Origin of the sequence: Bradyrhizobium sp. Ash2021 (genome assembly GCF_031202265.1) — a bacterium.
Lineage (GTDB): Bacteria > Pseudomonadota > Alphaproteobacteria > Rhizobiales > Xanthobacteraceae > Bradyrhizobium.
Genome location: NZ_CP100604.1, coordinates 963,871 through 977,900, shown reverse-complemented (window position 1 = coordinate 977,900; position 14,030 = coordinate 963,871). Strand labels below are relative to the sequence as shown.

The window sequence follows — 14,030 nt, the reverse complement described above, 5'->3', positions numbered from 1 at the left end:
GTATAGTGCTTCATGCGACGTGGACATCATCCACCTGCCTCCATTCCTGCGCTCGCCGGCGTTTCCTGGCGGATGGCTTTGCAGAATTCACCATCCATTTTCGGCTCTATCCATCGGCGGTCTGAAACCATCGGCGCAACACCCCATGGTTTGACGAAGCATGGAGCAGAACCGGCGTCGACTTGTAGGAAGGGGTTCCGGATTTGGCGTCGTAACGATCGAGCGCAACCAGGACATTCGCCTCCGGATAATAGGCCGCGATCGAGCCCTGCGCGATATTGTAGGCGACCGCCGTCAGGTTGCGCATAGCGCGCTCGCCTGATGCCGATCCCACATCGGACACGACGCTGATATCGACGAGGTCTCCGTGCTTCAAGCCGCGGCTGGCGAGGTCCCGCTCATTGACGAACACGACGTCGCGGCGCCCGGTAATGCCGCGATAACGGTCATTTAGGCCGTAGATCGTCGTGTTGTATTGATCGTGACTTCTGATCGTCGTAAGCGTCAGAGCTTCTGGATCTGCGACACGCGGATCCTCATCGAGACCGGGATAAACGAAGAAATTTGCCCTCTTCGTCGGTGTCAGCCACTCTCGTTCCGATGCAGCAACATACAGTCGAAATCCGCCCGGCCGCTTGATGCGAGCATTGAAGTTGGCGAACTCCGGGAAGACCGCCTCGATGCAATCGCGAATCTTTCCGTAATCGGAAACCAGGTCCGCCCATCCGACCCGGGTTTCTGGTAATGTAGCCAACGCCATCCCGGCGATGATTTCGGGTTCCGACCTGAGATGCTCGGACGCCGGCTTCAGTCCGCCGCGTGACGCGTGGACCATGGACATTGAATCTTCCACAGTGACCGACTGGCGGCCGCTCGCCTGAACATCAATCTCGGTGCGTCCCAGACAGGGAAGAATGAAGGATTGTTTCGCGAGCAGCAGATGGGTGCGATTGAGCTTGGTGGCAATATGCACTGCGAGATCAAGGTTCCTCATCGCATTGAACGTGACTTCCGGATCGGACATTGCAACTGCAAGATTGCCGCCAAGACAGACCAACGCCTTCGAGCGTCCATCCCGGATCGCCTCGACAGCTTCGATCGCATTGTGGCCCTTGTTGCGTGGCGGGTCGAATCCGAACACGCGGGCTATTCCGTCCAGGAGTCCGTCATTCGGGCTCTCGGTAACGCCGACCGTGCGGTCCCCCTGCACATTAGAGTGACCGCGCAGCGGAGAAATGCCGGCGCCCTTGCGTCCGATATTACCGCGGAGCATCAACAGGTTGGCGATCTGCTGTACATTGCCTGTGCCGTGCCGATGCTGGGTGATGCCCATACCGTAATTGATAATGACCCGCTCCGCCCTGGCGTAAATATTGCCGACGGACTCGATATCTGAACGCGACAGACCCGAGGCCTCCTCAATCGCGTCCCACGAGGTCGCGTCGAGATCAGCCAGCAGTTCGTCAATTCCGGTGGTATGATTCTTGATGAAGTCACGATCGAGAACACCTGGACCGCCATCGGCAAGGTTTTTCGCATCGAGCGCCAACAGCGTCTTCATGATTCCTTTCAACACCGCGATATCGCCACCGACTTTCACCAGATAGTAGGTCGAGGCAATCGGCGTCGAGTTCAGCGTCAGCATCTCGACGGGGTGCTGCGGTGACGTGAACCGCTCCAGGCCGCGCTCGCGCAGTGGGTTGAAGACAATAATCGGCACTCCCCGCTTTGAGACCTCACGCAGGGTCGTCAGCATGCGAGGGTGATTGGTCCCGGGATTATGGCCGATGCAAAAGAGTGCGTCGCAGTGATCGAAATCCTCCAGGGTCACCGTTCCCTTGCCAACACCTATCGACTCGGGCAGGCCGACGCTTGTCGCCTCGTGACACATGTTCGAGCAATCGGGAAAGTTGTTGGTTCCGTATTCCCGCGCGAACAGCTGATAGAGAAAAGCCGCCTCATTGGACGCCCTGCCGGACGTATAAAACTCCGCCATATCGGGGTGCGGCAACGCACGGAGCGCGGCGCCGATCTTTGCCAGCGCCTCGTCCCACGAAATCGGGAGGTATCGGTCGGTCGGCTGGTCATAGACCATCGGATGCGTGAGGCGGCCCTCATTCTCCAGATCGAAGTCCAACCATTTCCAGAGCTCATTGACCGTGTGTGCGGCAAAGAATTCCGGGGTCGTCCGTTTGGCGGTCGCTTCCCATGCGACGGCTTTGGCGCCGTTCTCGCAGAACTCAAACGAGGAGGTATGTTTCGGATCGGGCCAGGCGCAGCCTGGGCAATCGAACCCATGCGGCTGGTTCATGCTGAGGAGACCGCGGGTCTCCTTTACGATATCCATCTGACCGCGAACGGCATCCGCGACCGCTTTCAGAGCGCCCCATCCCGCTGCGGCGCCCTGATAGTCGCCAACGCCTACGACATCGTCTTCGCTCATTGTGCACTCCATCGTCGCGGTGATGTTTGGCCGGGAGATACTTCCCGGAATAGAGGTTTTGCATCAGAGACGTTTGTGGACATCGGGCGCGAACAAGGTCCGCTCAATTAAACAATGTTTTAGGTTTCCGAGAGCGGCAGCGGTCCGCGCTCCAATTCTTCACATCGGTGATTTCAGCACGCTGAATTCGACTCCGAGTCATTCAATCTGGATACGCGACCAACTGCGGCTGGATCGAAGCCAGAGAATAAACTCGTATTTACTTGAGGAGTTGCGAGGGACCGGCCACTTTCAACCGTGAGACTGTCCGAAGCCGTTTAAAACCGGGCATAGCATAACAAGCAGATCTGCCATTCCTCGACGTGCCAACGCTGACACCGAACGGGCCAGGATTGACCGATGTCACAAGAACTCGCTCCGGGTGGTCGCTCCCGCTGCAGCGACGCGGGCTTCCAAAGGATAGTGCCAATGAAATTGTCGGCGATTGCTGCGCTTCTTCCGCTCTTAACAGCTTGGTGCCTGTTGTGCGCCGACCCTGCATTCGCCCAGGTCGAAGATCCGCTCGATCCGCTCACGGCTGTGCCTTCGCTGGGAGCCACCTCTCCGCTTGGTATGGGCTCCAATGGATTGGTCGGCACGACCGGAATCCCGCTGGGCGCCACCGAAGTGACATCACCCGGAGTCAGTCCGGCTCCGACAGGCGGCGTGACGGGCACAATTGCAATACCAACCAGCGGCGCAATCACAAGCAACGGCACGACATGTTCGACCGTGGGAACATCGTCATCGGGAATGTACGGATCGACTGCGACCTACGACGGCGGCGGAACGGCAACCGGAAGTGCGGCGCCTGCCACCGCCGCAAATTCGGGCACCACCGCAAATTCGGGAACATCAACCTCGTCGGCAACCTCGGAGACGTTGGAAATGCCGATATCGTCAGGAACGCTGGACACGTCGGGAACGTCGGGAATGTGCGGCTCCGGCTCAAGCAGCATTGCTTCATCGTCCATGCCAACCTCAACGTCGCCAGCCGTGCCAGGCGGCGGCGCTCGAACCGGAATTCCGTTGGGATCTTTCGAGATTGGCAATCTTGGCGTCGGTTCCACACCGCCGGTACCGGTGCCAAGCGTATTGCCCATCGTGGGCACCGTGGGGCCGAGTTCGGTGGTACCAACGATGCCCACTGTCTCACCGACGACTTCACCCGCGACGACCGCAAGCAATCCGGCGTGCGCGGCGCCCGGCGCGAGCGGGGTCGGGAGTTTCGCCGGCGCCGGGACCGCCGGGGTACCCGGCACGTCGATCAGCGCGCGGACGCTGAGGCAATTTATCATCTGTCAGCGACAATGAAAATGGAAACTCATCGCTTCCGCTGCATCGCAAGCTGCGCTGCGTGCGCTCGCCGCGGATTCCTCGCGCTCATGCCGGAGACACTTCCATGAGGTCCTTGCTGATCGTCGCGACGGCCTTGCCCTTGTTGTGCAGCACCACGGCTTTTGCCCAGGTCGACACGGTCATGCCTCCACTCGGCGTCACCTCTTCGCTTGGAATGGCTCCCGGCGCGCTAGTCGGCCCGAACGGCTTGGCGGTGGGCGCATCACCCTCCGTCAGTCAGGTGCCCAACGGCTTAACGGGCACAATTACCATTCCGAGTGTAACCAGCGGCGCGGCATGTTCGACGGTTGCGACTTCGCCAATGGGAACTTTCGGATCCCCCACCACCTACGACGGCGGCGGAATGGCCATGGCGACCGGAACTACGACGCCTGGCTCGGCCACGTCGGGCCCCACGGCGACGTCGGGTATATCGACGTCGTCGACGATTTCGGCGACGTCAGGGATATCGACATCCTCCGGAATGCTGGAAACATCCGGATTGACGGGGATGTGCGGCTCGGGCTCAAGCAGCCTTGCCGCATCGTCGACGCCGACTTCAACCTCGCCGACCCCGACGAGCAGCGGCGCGCGAACCGGCGTTCCGTTGGGGTCTTACGAAATTGGCAATCTTGGAGTCAGTTCCGCAGCGGCGGTACCGACGACAGGCCTATCGCCGCTAATGGGTAGCGTGGCTTCGGCGCCAGCGGCGCCGACGATGCCCACCGCTTCATCCACGACAACAAGCACCATCCCGTGAAACATTTTTTCATCTGTGAGCGAGAGTAGCCATGAAAAAGAAATTCTTTATCCCTGTTGCCCTATTGACGGCGGCGCTTGCCGCCGGGGGCCTTCTGTACTTCAAGCACATCGTGCCCCTGGAGAAGGCCGTTGCGGCGCCGGCTCCGCCACCCGCCGTTCCGATTGTCGCCGGGGTGGTCGCCCAGCATGACGTGCCGATCTATCTTACCGGCGTCGGCACGGTGATTGCGTATAACACCGACGTCGTGCGCGCCCAGATCCAGGGACAAATCATCAGCATCAACTTCACCGAAGGCCAAACCGTGCATGCCGGCGACCTGCTCGCGCAGATCGATCCGCGTCCCTATCAGGCCTTGATCGATCAATACACCGGTAACCTGGAACGCGATCAGGCCCAGCTCATCAATGCCCAGGCCAACCTGAAACGCTACACCACATTGGGAGACAAGGGCTGGGCCACTCCGCAATTGCTCGAGACCCAACAGGCGCAAGTGGGGGAATTGAACGCGGCTATCAAAGCCGACCAGGCATTGATTGACGCCGCGAAGGTGCAGCTAAGCTACACGCGGCTGACGTCGCCGATTGATGGCGTGGTCGGCATTCGCCAGATCGACGTCGGAAACATTATCAGCCCGTCGAATACGAACGGCCTCGTCGTCGTCACGCAGCTGCATCCGATTTCGCTGATATTTACGCTGCCGGAGACCAGCCTGCCGCAAATCGAGCAGCAACAGCAGAAAACCAAGACGCCGCTCCCGGTGCTGGCCTACAGCCAGGATGATACGATCCTGCTCGATCAAGGCGAACTCGGCCTCGTCAACAACGAGATCCTGCAGACAACGGGCTCGATCCAGCTCAAGGCGAATTTTCCCAACAAGTCGAACCGGCTCTGGCCGGGCCAACTCGTCAACGCGCGGCTGCTCGTCGATACAAGGGATAATGGCCTGACCGTCGCAGCGTCGGCCGCGCAACAGGGCCCGAATGGAGCCTATGTCTACGTCGTTGATCCCAACAACACGGTCGAGAGCAGGCCGGTCAAGGTCGCACAGATCAGTGGCGGCCAGGCGCTGATCGATTCCGGCCTCAAGGCCAACGAGCAGGTCGTGGTTGATGGGCAATACAAGCTGCAGCCGGGCGTTCAGGTAACGCTGCTCCACGGCAAGGCGGCAGAAGAACAAGCTGCACAAGACGCAATGCAGGCACCCATACCATGAACATATCGGCACCGTTCATCGAACGGCCGATCGCGACCGCTCTGCTGATGGTGGGGTTGTTGGTGGCCGGTCTGATCGCCTATCCGCTGTTGCCGGTGGCGTCGCTTCCGAACGTCAACTATCCGACGCTGACGGTCACGGCGCAGTTGCCGGGCGCCGACCCGCAGACCATGGCATCCACGGTGGCATCGCCGCTCGAGTTGCAGTTCGGTGAGATCCCCGGCCTCACCCAGATGACGTCGTCGAGCGCACTCGGCTATGCCCAGATCACGCTGCAGTTCGATTTGAATCGCCCCATCGACGGGGCGGTCGCAGACACGTTGTCGGCGATCAACGCGGCGAACGCCTATCTGCCGAAGAACCTGCCGTACCCGCCGCTGATCCGTAAGGTCAATCCGGCTGAAACGCCGATTCTGGTGCTCGGCGTCACCTCGGACAGCCTGCCGCTAACCGTCGTCGACGCCTATGCGCAAAATATTCTGCTGCAAAAGATCTCCCAGATCTCCGGCGTCGGCCTCGTGGGCGTCGGAGGCGAGCAGCAGCCGACCGTCCGTGTGCAGGTCGATCCAGAGGCTCTGGCGGCTCGCGGCATCAACCTCGAAGACGTGCGCACGGTGCTCGGACAGGCGAATGTCGACCTTCCCAAAGGCACGTTCAACAGCCCGCGCCAGACCTACACGATCAACACCAACGATCAGCTGTTCCAGCCCGACAAATACGCCGACCTGATCATTGCCTACCGCAACGGGTCGCCGGTGCGAATCAAGGATATCGGCCGAGCCGTCAGCGCGGGAGAGAACGAGCTGATCTCCGCCTGGTTCAACAAGAAGCGGGCCATCATTCTGGCGATCCAGCGCCAGCCCGGTGCCAACGTCATCGAAACCGTAAAGCGGGTCAAGGAGATGATGCCCGTACTCCAGGCCTCGATCCCGGCCGCCGTCAAGGTAGACGTCATTTCCGACCGCACCCAGACCATCCGCGCATCGGTCGCCGACGTGCAGTTCACATTGCTGCTGACGGTTGCTCTCGTCATCATGGTTATCTTCATATTCCTGCGCAGTTTCTGGGCGACCATTATCCCGGCCGTCACCGTGCCGCTGTCGCTGGTCGGCACCTTCGCGGTGCTCTACGAGATGGGCTACAGTCTCGACAATCTTTCCCTGATGGCCTTGTCGATCGCGGTCGGCTTCGTGGTCGACGACGCCGTCGTCGAGATCGAGAACATCACACGACACATAGAGGAGGGCCTCTCGCCGTACGATGCGGCGATGAAGGGGTCTGGCGAGATCGGCTTCACCGTCATGGCGATCACGTTCTCGCTCATCGCCGTGTTCATTCCGCTATTCCTGATGAGCGGCTATGTCGGATTGCTGTTTCGCGAGTTCGCGATGACGGTGAGTGTGGCCCTCGTTCTCTCGCTGATAATCTCGCGGACGCTCACGCCGATGATGTGCGCATATCTGCTCAAGCCGGAGCGCAAGGAGCACGGATGGCTCTACCGGATGTCCGAGCGAGGCTTCGATGGTCTGCTCCACGTCTATGAGGCAGGCCTCAAGATCGTGCTACGGCATAAGTTCATCACGCTGATGGTGATGTTCGGTACGGTCGCGCTGACCGGATATCTCTACGTGATCATTCCCAAGGGATTCTTTCCCCAGCAAGACACCGGATTGATCATCGCGCAGTCCGAGGCGGCGCAGGATATATCCTACCAGGCCATGCTGGAACGCCAGCAGGCTCTTCAGGATGCCATCATGCGGGATCCGGCCGTCGACACCGTCGGAGCGGCCGTGGGTGCCGGGGGCGGTGTCTACACGCTCAACGACGGCCGCGCCTATATTCAGCTCAAGCCCGCTAATCAGCGTGACCCGATCGAAAAGGTGATCGCCCGCCTGCGAACCAACCTCGCCAAGATTCAGGGCATAACGCTTTATATGCAGGCCGCACAGGACATCACCATCGGCGCACGGCTAAACAAGACGCAATTCCAGTACACCCTGAACGACGCCGATCCCGGCGAGCTCAACCATTGGTCGGCGCTATTCCTCGACAAGATCAAGGCGGTTCCCGGCATCACCGACGTCACCACCGATCAACTCAATGGCGGGCCAATGCTCGACATCGCGATCAAGCGCGATGTCGCCTCGAGCTACGGCATCTTGCCCTACACGATCGACAACACGCTTGGCGACGCCTTCGGCCAGCGCATCGTCTCGACCATTTATACGACCCTGCAGCAGTACCATGTTATCCTGGAGGTCAATCCCAAGTTTCAGTATGGGCCAGAAGCGCTCAACGGCATCTATGTCAAATCGTCGAGCGGGCAGCAGGTGCCGTTATCCACGCTGGTCGATACGGTGGTGAAGGTCGCGCCGCTCCTGATCAACCACACAGGCCAGTTCCCGTCGGTTACGATCTCGTTCAATCTCGCGCCGGGCACCGCGATCGGCCAGGCCGTAAGCGCCATTCAGGCCGTTCAAAAAGATTTGCACCCGCCGCTCTCGCTGCAGACCAGCTTCCAGGGCAACGCCCAGGCATTCGGAGCGTCGCTGAAGAGCACACCGATCCTTATTCTCGCCTCGCTCTTCGTCATCTACCTCATTCTCGGCGTGCTGTACGAGAGCCTGATCCACCCGATCACCATCATCTCCACCCTGCCCTCGGCCGGCATCGGCGCGCTGCTGCTGCTGATGGCGGTTCATGTCGATCTGAGCGTGATTGCGATCGTCGGTCTGATACTGCTTATCGGCATCGTCAAGAAGAACGGCATCATGCTGGTCGACTTCGCCCAGCAGGTTGAACAGAGCGACGGCCTGACGGCGGAGGAATCGATCTACCAGGCCTGCATTATGCGCTTCCGACCGATCCTGATGACGACGATGGCAGCGCTGCTCGGTGGCGTGCCAATGATGGTTGGCACAGGAGTCGGTTCGGAAATTCGACAGCCGCTCGGCTACGCCATCGTCGGCGGTCTCGCACTGTCGCAGGTCCTCACCCTCTACACGACGCCGGTCGTCTATATCTACCTCGACCGTCTACAGACCTGGCTGTTCGGACACAAGCGGAAGCAGGCATCTCCCGGCATCGCAGAGGCGGCGCCGGCCGAATGAACATTCCTTGACGCACGCTGCTCCGCGCTCTCGGTGATCGCGCGACCTGCATCAGCTTGAGCGATCATCATGACTTGGTGGGGAAGGAAGCTGCGAGTTCCTTCCCGGAGGATTCCGGCTCAATTCGTCGCGGATCACTAAACTCCAATTTAGTGGCTCTCTCATCGGCTGCTGCTTAACTTCCTGGTTGAAGGTTCAAATTGATCCGGGACGCCATGGCTACCTCTGCCGCTATCCACATCGTCAGCCCGGCTGAATTCGATCGGGGAACGGCGCAGACGCCGGGCTCCGAGCGTCGCGCCGCCATCGCACCGGCGCTCGGCATCGAGTCGGCCATCTGGGGCGGTTTGTTCGAGGTGGCGCCGGGATCGCGGACGGGAATTCATCATCACGGGGAACAGGAGACGATCGCCTACGTCCTCTCCGGCATCTGCGAAATCCGCTGGGGCGAACGAGGCGAATCGGTCGCGCGCGCAAAGGCCGGCGATTTCATTCATGTCCCCGCCTTCCTGCCGCACATGGAAATCAATCCGTCGAAACAGCGGCCGTTTCGATGGGTAGTCGTGCGCAGCACCGCGACGCCGATCGTGGTCAATCTTCCGGACGATACCTGGCCGTAAGCCGCGGTGTCCCTGCGAGCGGCAGGAAGACACCAGGCCGTAAGCCTGATGTCTTCCTGCAGGCAGCCTTCACGGACTTCGTCAACATGGAGCAATCATGGACGAGCACGAACCTAATGCGGAGCCAAATGCATTTGAAGTTACCCGCCGCACGGTGATCGAGACCGGAGCCACTGCGCTGCTCCTGACCACGCTACCACGTGCCGCTTTAGCGGCGGGCGAGGCCGATGACAACGAACCGCTCCCGCCTCCCGTGAAGGTCGAACTTCAGATCAACGCCCAGCCTCATTCGCTGACGCTGGATCCCCGCACGACATTGCTGGACGCGTTGCGCGAACACCTCGCGCTGACCGGTTCGAAGAAGGGTTGCGATCACGGCCAATGCGGCGCCTGCACGGTACTGATCGATGGACGCCGCATCAACTCCTGCCTGACGCTTGCGGCGATGCACGATGGCCACTCCATCACCACGATCGAGGGGCTTGCACGGGGTGATGATCTGCATCCGCTGCAGGCGGCGTTCGTCGAACATGACGGCTTTCAGTGCGGCTACTGCACTTCCGGGCAGATATGCTCCGCGGTCGGAATGCTGGCCGAAAGCCGGTTGGGCATGCCGAGCTATGTAACGGAGGACCTGACGCACCCGCCCACCGAACTCAACGATGCGGAAATTCGAGAGCGGATGAGCGGCAACATCTGCCGCTGCGCGGCCTATCCCAACATCGTGGCGGCCATCAAACAAGCCGCGGGAATGCCGACATGAAGGCTTTCACCTATCAACGCGCCGATTCCGTCACGCAGGCGGCCACTGCTGCCATCAAGCCCGGCGCCAAAATCATTGCCGGCGGCACTAATCTGCTCGACCTGATGAAATTGCAGGTCGAGACCCCCTCAACGTTGATCGACATCAACCGCCTGTCGCTCGACAAAATCGAAGACACGCCCGATGGCGGCTTGCGCATCGGAACGTTGGTTCGGAACAGCGATCTCGCCGCTGACTGGCGCGTGCGGCAACGTTATGGTGTCTTGAGCCGCGCCCTGCTGGCTGGCGCAAGCGCGCAGTTGCGCAACAAGGCCACGACCGGCGGCAATCTGCTGCAGCGAACCCGCTGCTACTATTTCTATGACGTCACCAAGCCCTGCAACAAGCGTAATCCCGGCTCCGGCTGTGCGGCGCTTGCCGGGTTCAATCGCATTCATGCGATCCTGGGCGCCAGCGAGCACTGCATTGCGACGCATCCCTCGGATATGGCGGTGGCGATGCGGGCGCTCGATGCCAAGGTGGAGACAGTCAATGGCGAGGGCCACACCAGGGTCATTCCGATCGGGGCACTTCATCGCCTGCCCGACAAAACTCCGGACATCGAGACGTCACTGAAGCCAGGCGAAATCATTACGTCGGTGACGCTGCCTCCGCCGCCTCCCGGCATTCAGGTCTACCGCAAGGTCCGCGATCGCGCCTCCTACGCATTTGCGCTGGTTTCAGTCGCCGCGGTCGTCGATAGCATGCATGGCCGAATTCGCTCGGCCCGTCTCGCATTCGGCGGACTGGCGCCAAAACCCTGGCGATCGCCGCCGGCGGAGCAAACCCTGGTCAATGCCTCTGCGAACACAACCACCTTCAATGCGGCGGCAGATGCGGTTCTCGAAGGTGCAAGCGCATTCGGCGGCAATGATTTCAAGATACCGCTGACGCGGCGCACGCTGCGCAGCGTGCTGACAGAGTTGACTCGGGCCTGAGGGAGACGAGTGCATGGAAATGAATTCACCCGTCTGCAGCAATGCACTCGACGCACAGGGCCTGGTCGGCAAGCCGCTCGACCGCGTCGACGGCCGAATGAAGGTCACCGGCGGGGCGCGTTATGCCTATGAGATGCAACAGGACAACGTGCTCTATGGCTTTGTGGTCGAAGCTTCGATCGGGAAAGGAACGATCCGATCAATCGACACACGCGCCGCGGAGAAGGCTCCGGGCGTCGTGCTGGTTGTCACCCATCACAACGCGCCTGCGCAGGGCACCGGCAATCACCGTGAAGCGCATCCGGTGCTCACGGGGCCGCAGGTGACGCGCTACGGCCAGCCGGTTGCCTTCGTGATCGCCGAGAGTTTCGAGGAGGCCAGAGCGGCCGCTTATCTCGTGGACATCAAATATGATCGGGCGGTCGGAAAATATGCGCTCCGCGCCAACCTCGGTGCGGCACGCGTTCCGCGGCCCAGCGATAGTCAGCCCGCCGACAGTGCGGTAGGCGATTTCGCGGGCGCGTTCGCCAGCGCCCCGGTGCAGCTCGATGTGACCTATGCCACCCCATTGCAAAGCCATGCGATGATGGAACCGCATGCCACTCTGGCGATGTGGGACGGCGACAAATTGATCCTGCATACCGCCAACCAGATGCTCAATCAGGGTCAGCAGGTCATCGCGACAACCCTGAAAATTCCCGTCGAGAACATACGCCTGATCAGCCCGTTCATCGGCGGCGGTTTCGGCGGCAAACTCTGGGTCAATGCCGATGCTGTCCTGGCGGCGATCGCCGCGCGGGAACTCAAGCGGCCGGTGAAAGTCGCGCTGACGCGCCAGCAGATCTTTCACGTCACGACCCACCGCTCCGACACGATCCAGCGGCTGCGCCTGGGCACCGATCGCGATGGCCGCATTCAAGCGATCGGCCACGATGTATTCTCCGGCAATTTACCCAGCGAGCAAACCTATGAGGGCGCGGCCCTGCAGACCCGTACGCTCTATGCCGGTCCCAATCGGCTGACACGACATCGTCTCGTGCCGCTGGATATTCCGGTCGCGTCCTCGATGCGTGCCCCGGGCGAATCTGTCGGGCTGATGGCACTCGAATGTGCGATGGACGAACTCGCCGAAAAGCTCAATCTCGATCCGATCGAATTACGCATTCGAAACGAGCCGGGCGAAGACCCGGAAAAACACATCCCGTTTTCGAGTCGTCATTTGATTGCCTGCATGCAGGAAGGTGCCCGTCGCTTTGGGTGGGACAAGCGCAATCCAAAGCCGGGCCAGATCCGCGACGGGCGCTGGCTGGTGGGAATGGGCATGGCCGCGGCGACACGCGGCAACCCGCTTCGGCTTTCCAAGGCCAATGTCCGACTGGATTCCGATGGTCTCGCCACCGTGCGAATGGCGATGACCGACATCGGCACCGGAACTTATACCATCCTGGCGCAGATCACCGCCGACATGCTCGGACTGCCGATGGAACGTATCCGGGTCGAACTCGGCGATACCAACTTTCCGGAAGCTGCGGGCTCGGGAGGCTCGTACGGCTCAGGCAGCTCGGGCTCGGCCCTGTTCGAGGCTTGCCAGGTGTTGCGTGAAAAGCTCGCGCAATTGGCCAGCATGGACGCCCGGACCGCTCACTTTGCCAACGGCAGCATCGAATTCGAGGAGCAATCCATCCCGCTGACGAAGCTCATCGCGGGCGGTGGTATCGAAGCCGACGGGGAGATCAGGCCGGGACGCACCGCGCAGGATTTCTCGCAACAATCCTACGGCGCGCATTTCGCTGAAGTCGGCGTCGATGAAGATACCGGCGAGGTACGAGTGCGGCGCATGCTCGGCGTATTCACCGCCGGCCGTGTGCTAAACGCCAAGACGGCGCGGTCTCAGGCGATCGGCGGAATGGTATTCGGCGTCGGTGCCGCGCTGCACGAAGGCATGACGCTCGATCCCCGCTTCGGCTATTTCGTCAATCGGGATCTCGCCGAATACCTGGTACCGGTGCACGCCGATATTCCGGCCATCGACGCCATGTTTCTTTCCGAACTGGACGACAAGTCCAATCCGCTAAAGAGCAAGGGGATCGGTGAACTTGGAATCTGCGGCGCCGGCGCCTCGATCGGCAACGCGGTCTACAACGCGTGCGGCGTCCGGATTCGGAATTATCCAATCACGCTCGACAAGCTGCTTTCCGGCCTGCCGATGCGTGCATGACCGGGAAAGAAGCAGCAAGCAGTCAGCGCCGCCCGATCGTAGTTGCCACGATCGCGATTGCTGCGGCCGTCGCGATCGGTCTTGCGACCTCGCGCGGCCTGGCTGCGGGACCTGAGGCGACGCCACCTTCTCCTCACGCTAACGATTATCTCCCGAGTATCAGTGACCTCATGATCGCGACGATTCAACCGCGGCACGAGCGGCTCTGGCGGGCCGAGCAGGATGGAAACTGGGAGTTTGCAGCCTACGAGCTTGGAAATCTGCATGGCGCGTTCGATCGCCTCGGGCACGCCCATCCGGTCGAACACGACGTCTCTTTTCCGGACATGATCGCCTCTGTGACGGAGCAGCCGTTCAAGGAATTGAGGAGCGCGATCCAATCGAAAGACGCCACCGCGTTTACCCAAGCCTATGCTGATCTGACCGACGCATGCAATTCATGTCATCAGGCTCTCAACCACGGCGTCGTCGAAATCCGTGTGTACCGACCCGGACGTCCGCGTCGGACCTGAACACCAACAGCACCCGGCCCCGGAATTGACGCTC

The 14,030-nt window shown here is 60.9% G+C and carries 10 protein-coding genes; 8 read left to right on the top strand and 2 right to left on the bottom strand.

What is annotated here, in order from left to right; genetic code table 11:
- Positions 1 to 106: 106 nt before the first annotated feature.
- Together NL528_RS04525 and NL528_RS04520 are read right to left on the bottom strand one after the other, a co-directional pair.
- Entirely contained in the window at positions 107 to 2,443 is a 2,337-nt protein-coding gene (locus tag NL528_RS04525; protein ID WP_309181520.1) for an FdhF/YdeP family oxidoreductase, read from the bottom strand.
- A gap of 812 nt (positions 2,444 to 3,255) precedes the next feature.
- Positions 3,256 to 3,780 (bottom strand): hypothetical protein, encoded by a 525-nt coding sequence (locus NL528_RS04520; RefSeq protein ID WP_309181519.1) that lies wholly within the window; start codon positions 3,778 to 3,780, stop codon positions 3,256 to 3,258.
- Positions 3,781 to 4,117: 337 nt separating this feature from the next.
- Here NL528_RS04520 and NL528_RS04515 point away from each other — a divergent pair, with 337 nt between their 5' ends.
- The 8 genes from NL528_RS04515 (at position 4,118) to NL528_RS04480 (ending at position 13,996) form a co-directional block, all read left to right on the top strand.
- Positions 4,118 to 4,510, top strand: a complete 393-nt coding sequence (locus tag NL528_RS04515) for a hypothetical protein (protein WP_309181518.1) — start codon at positions 4,118 to 4,120, stop codon at positions 4,508 to 4,510.
- 101 nt (positions 4,511 to 4,611) lie between these two features.
- On the top strand, positions 4,612 to 5,796 hold the full coding sequence (locus NL528_RS04510; protein WP_309181517.1) for an efflux RND transporter periplasmic adaptor subunit: 1,185 nt from the start codon (positions 4,612 to 4,614) through the stop codon (positions 5,794 to 5,796).
- Entirely contained in the window at positions 5,793 to 8,906 is a 3,114-nt protein-coding gene (locus tag NL528_RS04505; RefSeq protein ID WP_309181516.1) for an efflux RND transporter permease subunit, read from the top strand. Before NL528_RS04510 ends, NL528_RS04505 begins: the two co-directional genes overlap by 4 nt.
- Positions 8,907 to 9,121: 215 nt before the next feature.
- A complete protein-coding gene (locus NL528_RS04500; protein ID WP_309181515.1) occupies positions 9,122 to 9,526 on the top strand; it encodes a cupin domain-containing protein in 405 nt (134 codons plus the stop codon).
- A gap of 97 nt (positions 9,527 to 9,623) precedes the next feature.
- The gene (locus tag NL528_RS04495; RefSeq protein ID WP_309181513.1) at positions 9,624 to 10,289 is read left to right on the top strand and encodes a 2Fe-2S iron-sulfur cluster-binding protein; all 666 of its coding nucleotides are present in this window, start codon (positions 9,624 to 9,626) and stop codon (positions 10,287 to 10,289) included.
- Positions 10,286 to 11,266 carry a xanthine dehydrogenase family protein subunit M gene (locus NL528_RS04490; protein ID WP_309181512.1) on the top strand — a complete coding sequence of 327 codons (981 nt, stop codon included), beginning with the start codon at positions 10,286 to 10,288 and terminating at the stop codon, positions 11,264 to 11,266. Before NL528_RS04495 ends, NL528_RS04490 begins: the two co-directional genes overlap by 4 nt.
- Positions 11,267 to 11,279: 13 nt before the next feature.
- Positions 11,280 to 13,484, top strand: a complete 2,205-nt coding sequence (locus tag NL528_RS04485; protein WP_309181511.1) for a xanthine dehydrogenase family protein molybdopterin-binding subunit — start codon at positions 11,280 to 11,282, stop codon at positions 13,482 to 13,484.
- Entirely contained in the window at positions 13,481 to 13,996 is a 516-nt protein-coding gene (locus tag NL528_RS04480) for a cytochrome family protein (protein ID WP_309181510.1), read from the top strand. Before NL528_RS04485 ends, NL528_RS04480 begins: the two co-directional genes overlap by 4 nt.
- Positions 13,997 to 14,030: the final 34 nt, after the last annotated feature.

Bases quoted from the DNA above. Each gene is read 5' to 3' on its own strand.
- NL528_RS04525 (WP_309181520.1), bottom strand. From the start codon at position 2,443: ATGAGCGAAGACGATGTCGTAGGCGTTGGCGACTATCAGGGCGCCGCA.
- NL528_RS04490 (WP_309181512.1), top strand. From the start codon at position 10,286: ATGAAGGCTTTCACCTATCAACGCGCCGATTCCGTCACGCAGGCGGCC.
- NL528_RS04480 (WP_309181510.1), top strand. From the start codon at position 13,481: ATGACCGGGAAAGAAGCAGCAAGCAGTCAGCGCCGCCCGATCGTAGTT.
- NL528_RS04505 (WP_309181516.1), top strand. From the start codon at position 5,793: ATGAACATATCGGCACCGTTCATCGAACGGCCGATCGCGACCGCTCTG.
- NL528_RS04515 (WP_309181518.1), top strand. From the start codon at position 4,118: ATGTTCGACGGTTGCGACTTCGCCAATGGGAACTTTCGGATCCCCCAC.
- NL528_RS04495 (WP_309181513.1), top strand. From the start codon at position 9,624: ATGGACGAGCACGAACCTAATGCGGAGCCAAATGCATTTGAAGTTACC.
- NL528_RS04510 (WP_309181517.1), top strand. From the start codon at position 4,612: ATGAAAAAGAAATTCTTTATCCCTGTTGCCCTATTGACGGCGGCGCTT.
- NL528_RS04500 (WP_309181515.1), top strand. From the start codon at position 9,122: ATGGCTACCTCTGCCGCTATCCACATCGTCAGCCCGGCTGAATTCGAT.
- NL528_RS04485 (WP_309181511.1), top strand. From the start codon at position 11,280: ATGGAAATGAATTCACCCGTCTGCAGCAATGCACTCGACGCACAGGGC.
- NL528_RS04520 (WP_309181519.1), bottom strand. From the start codon at position 3,780: ATGATAAATTGCCTCAGCGTCCGCGCGCTGATCGACGTGCCGGGTACC.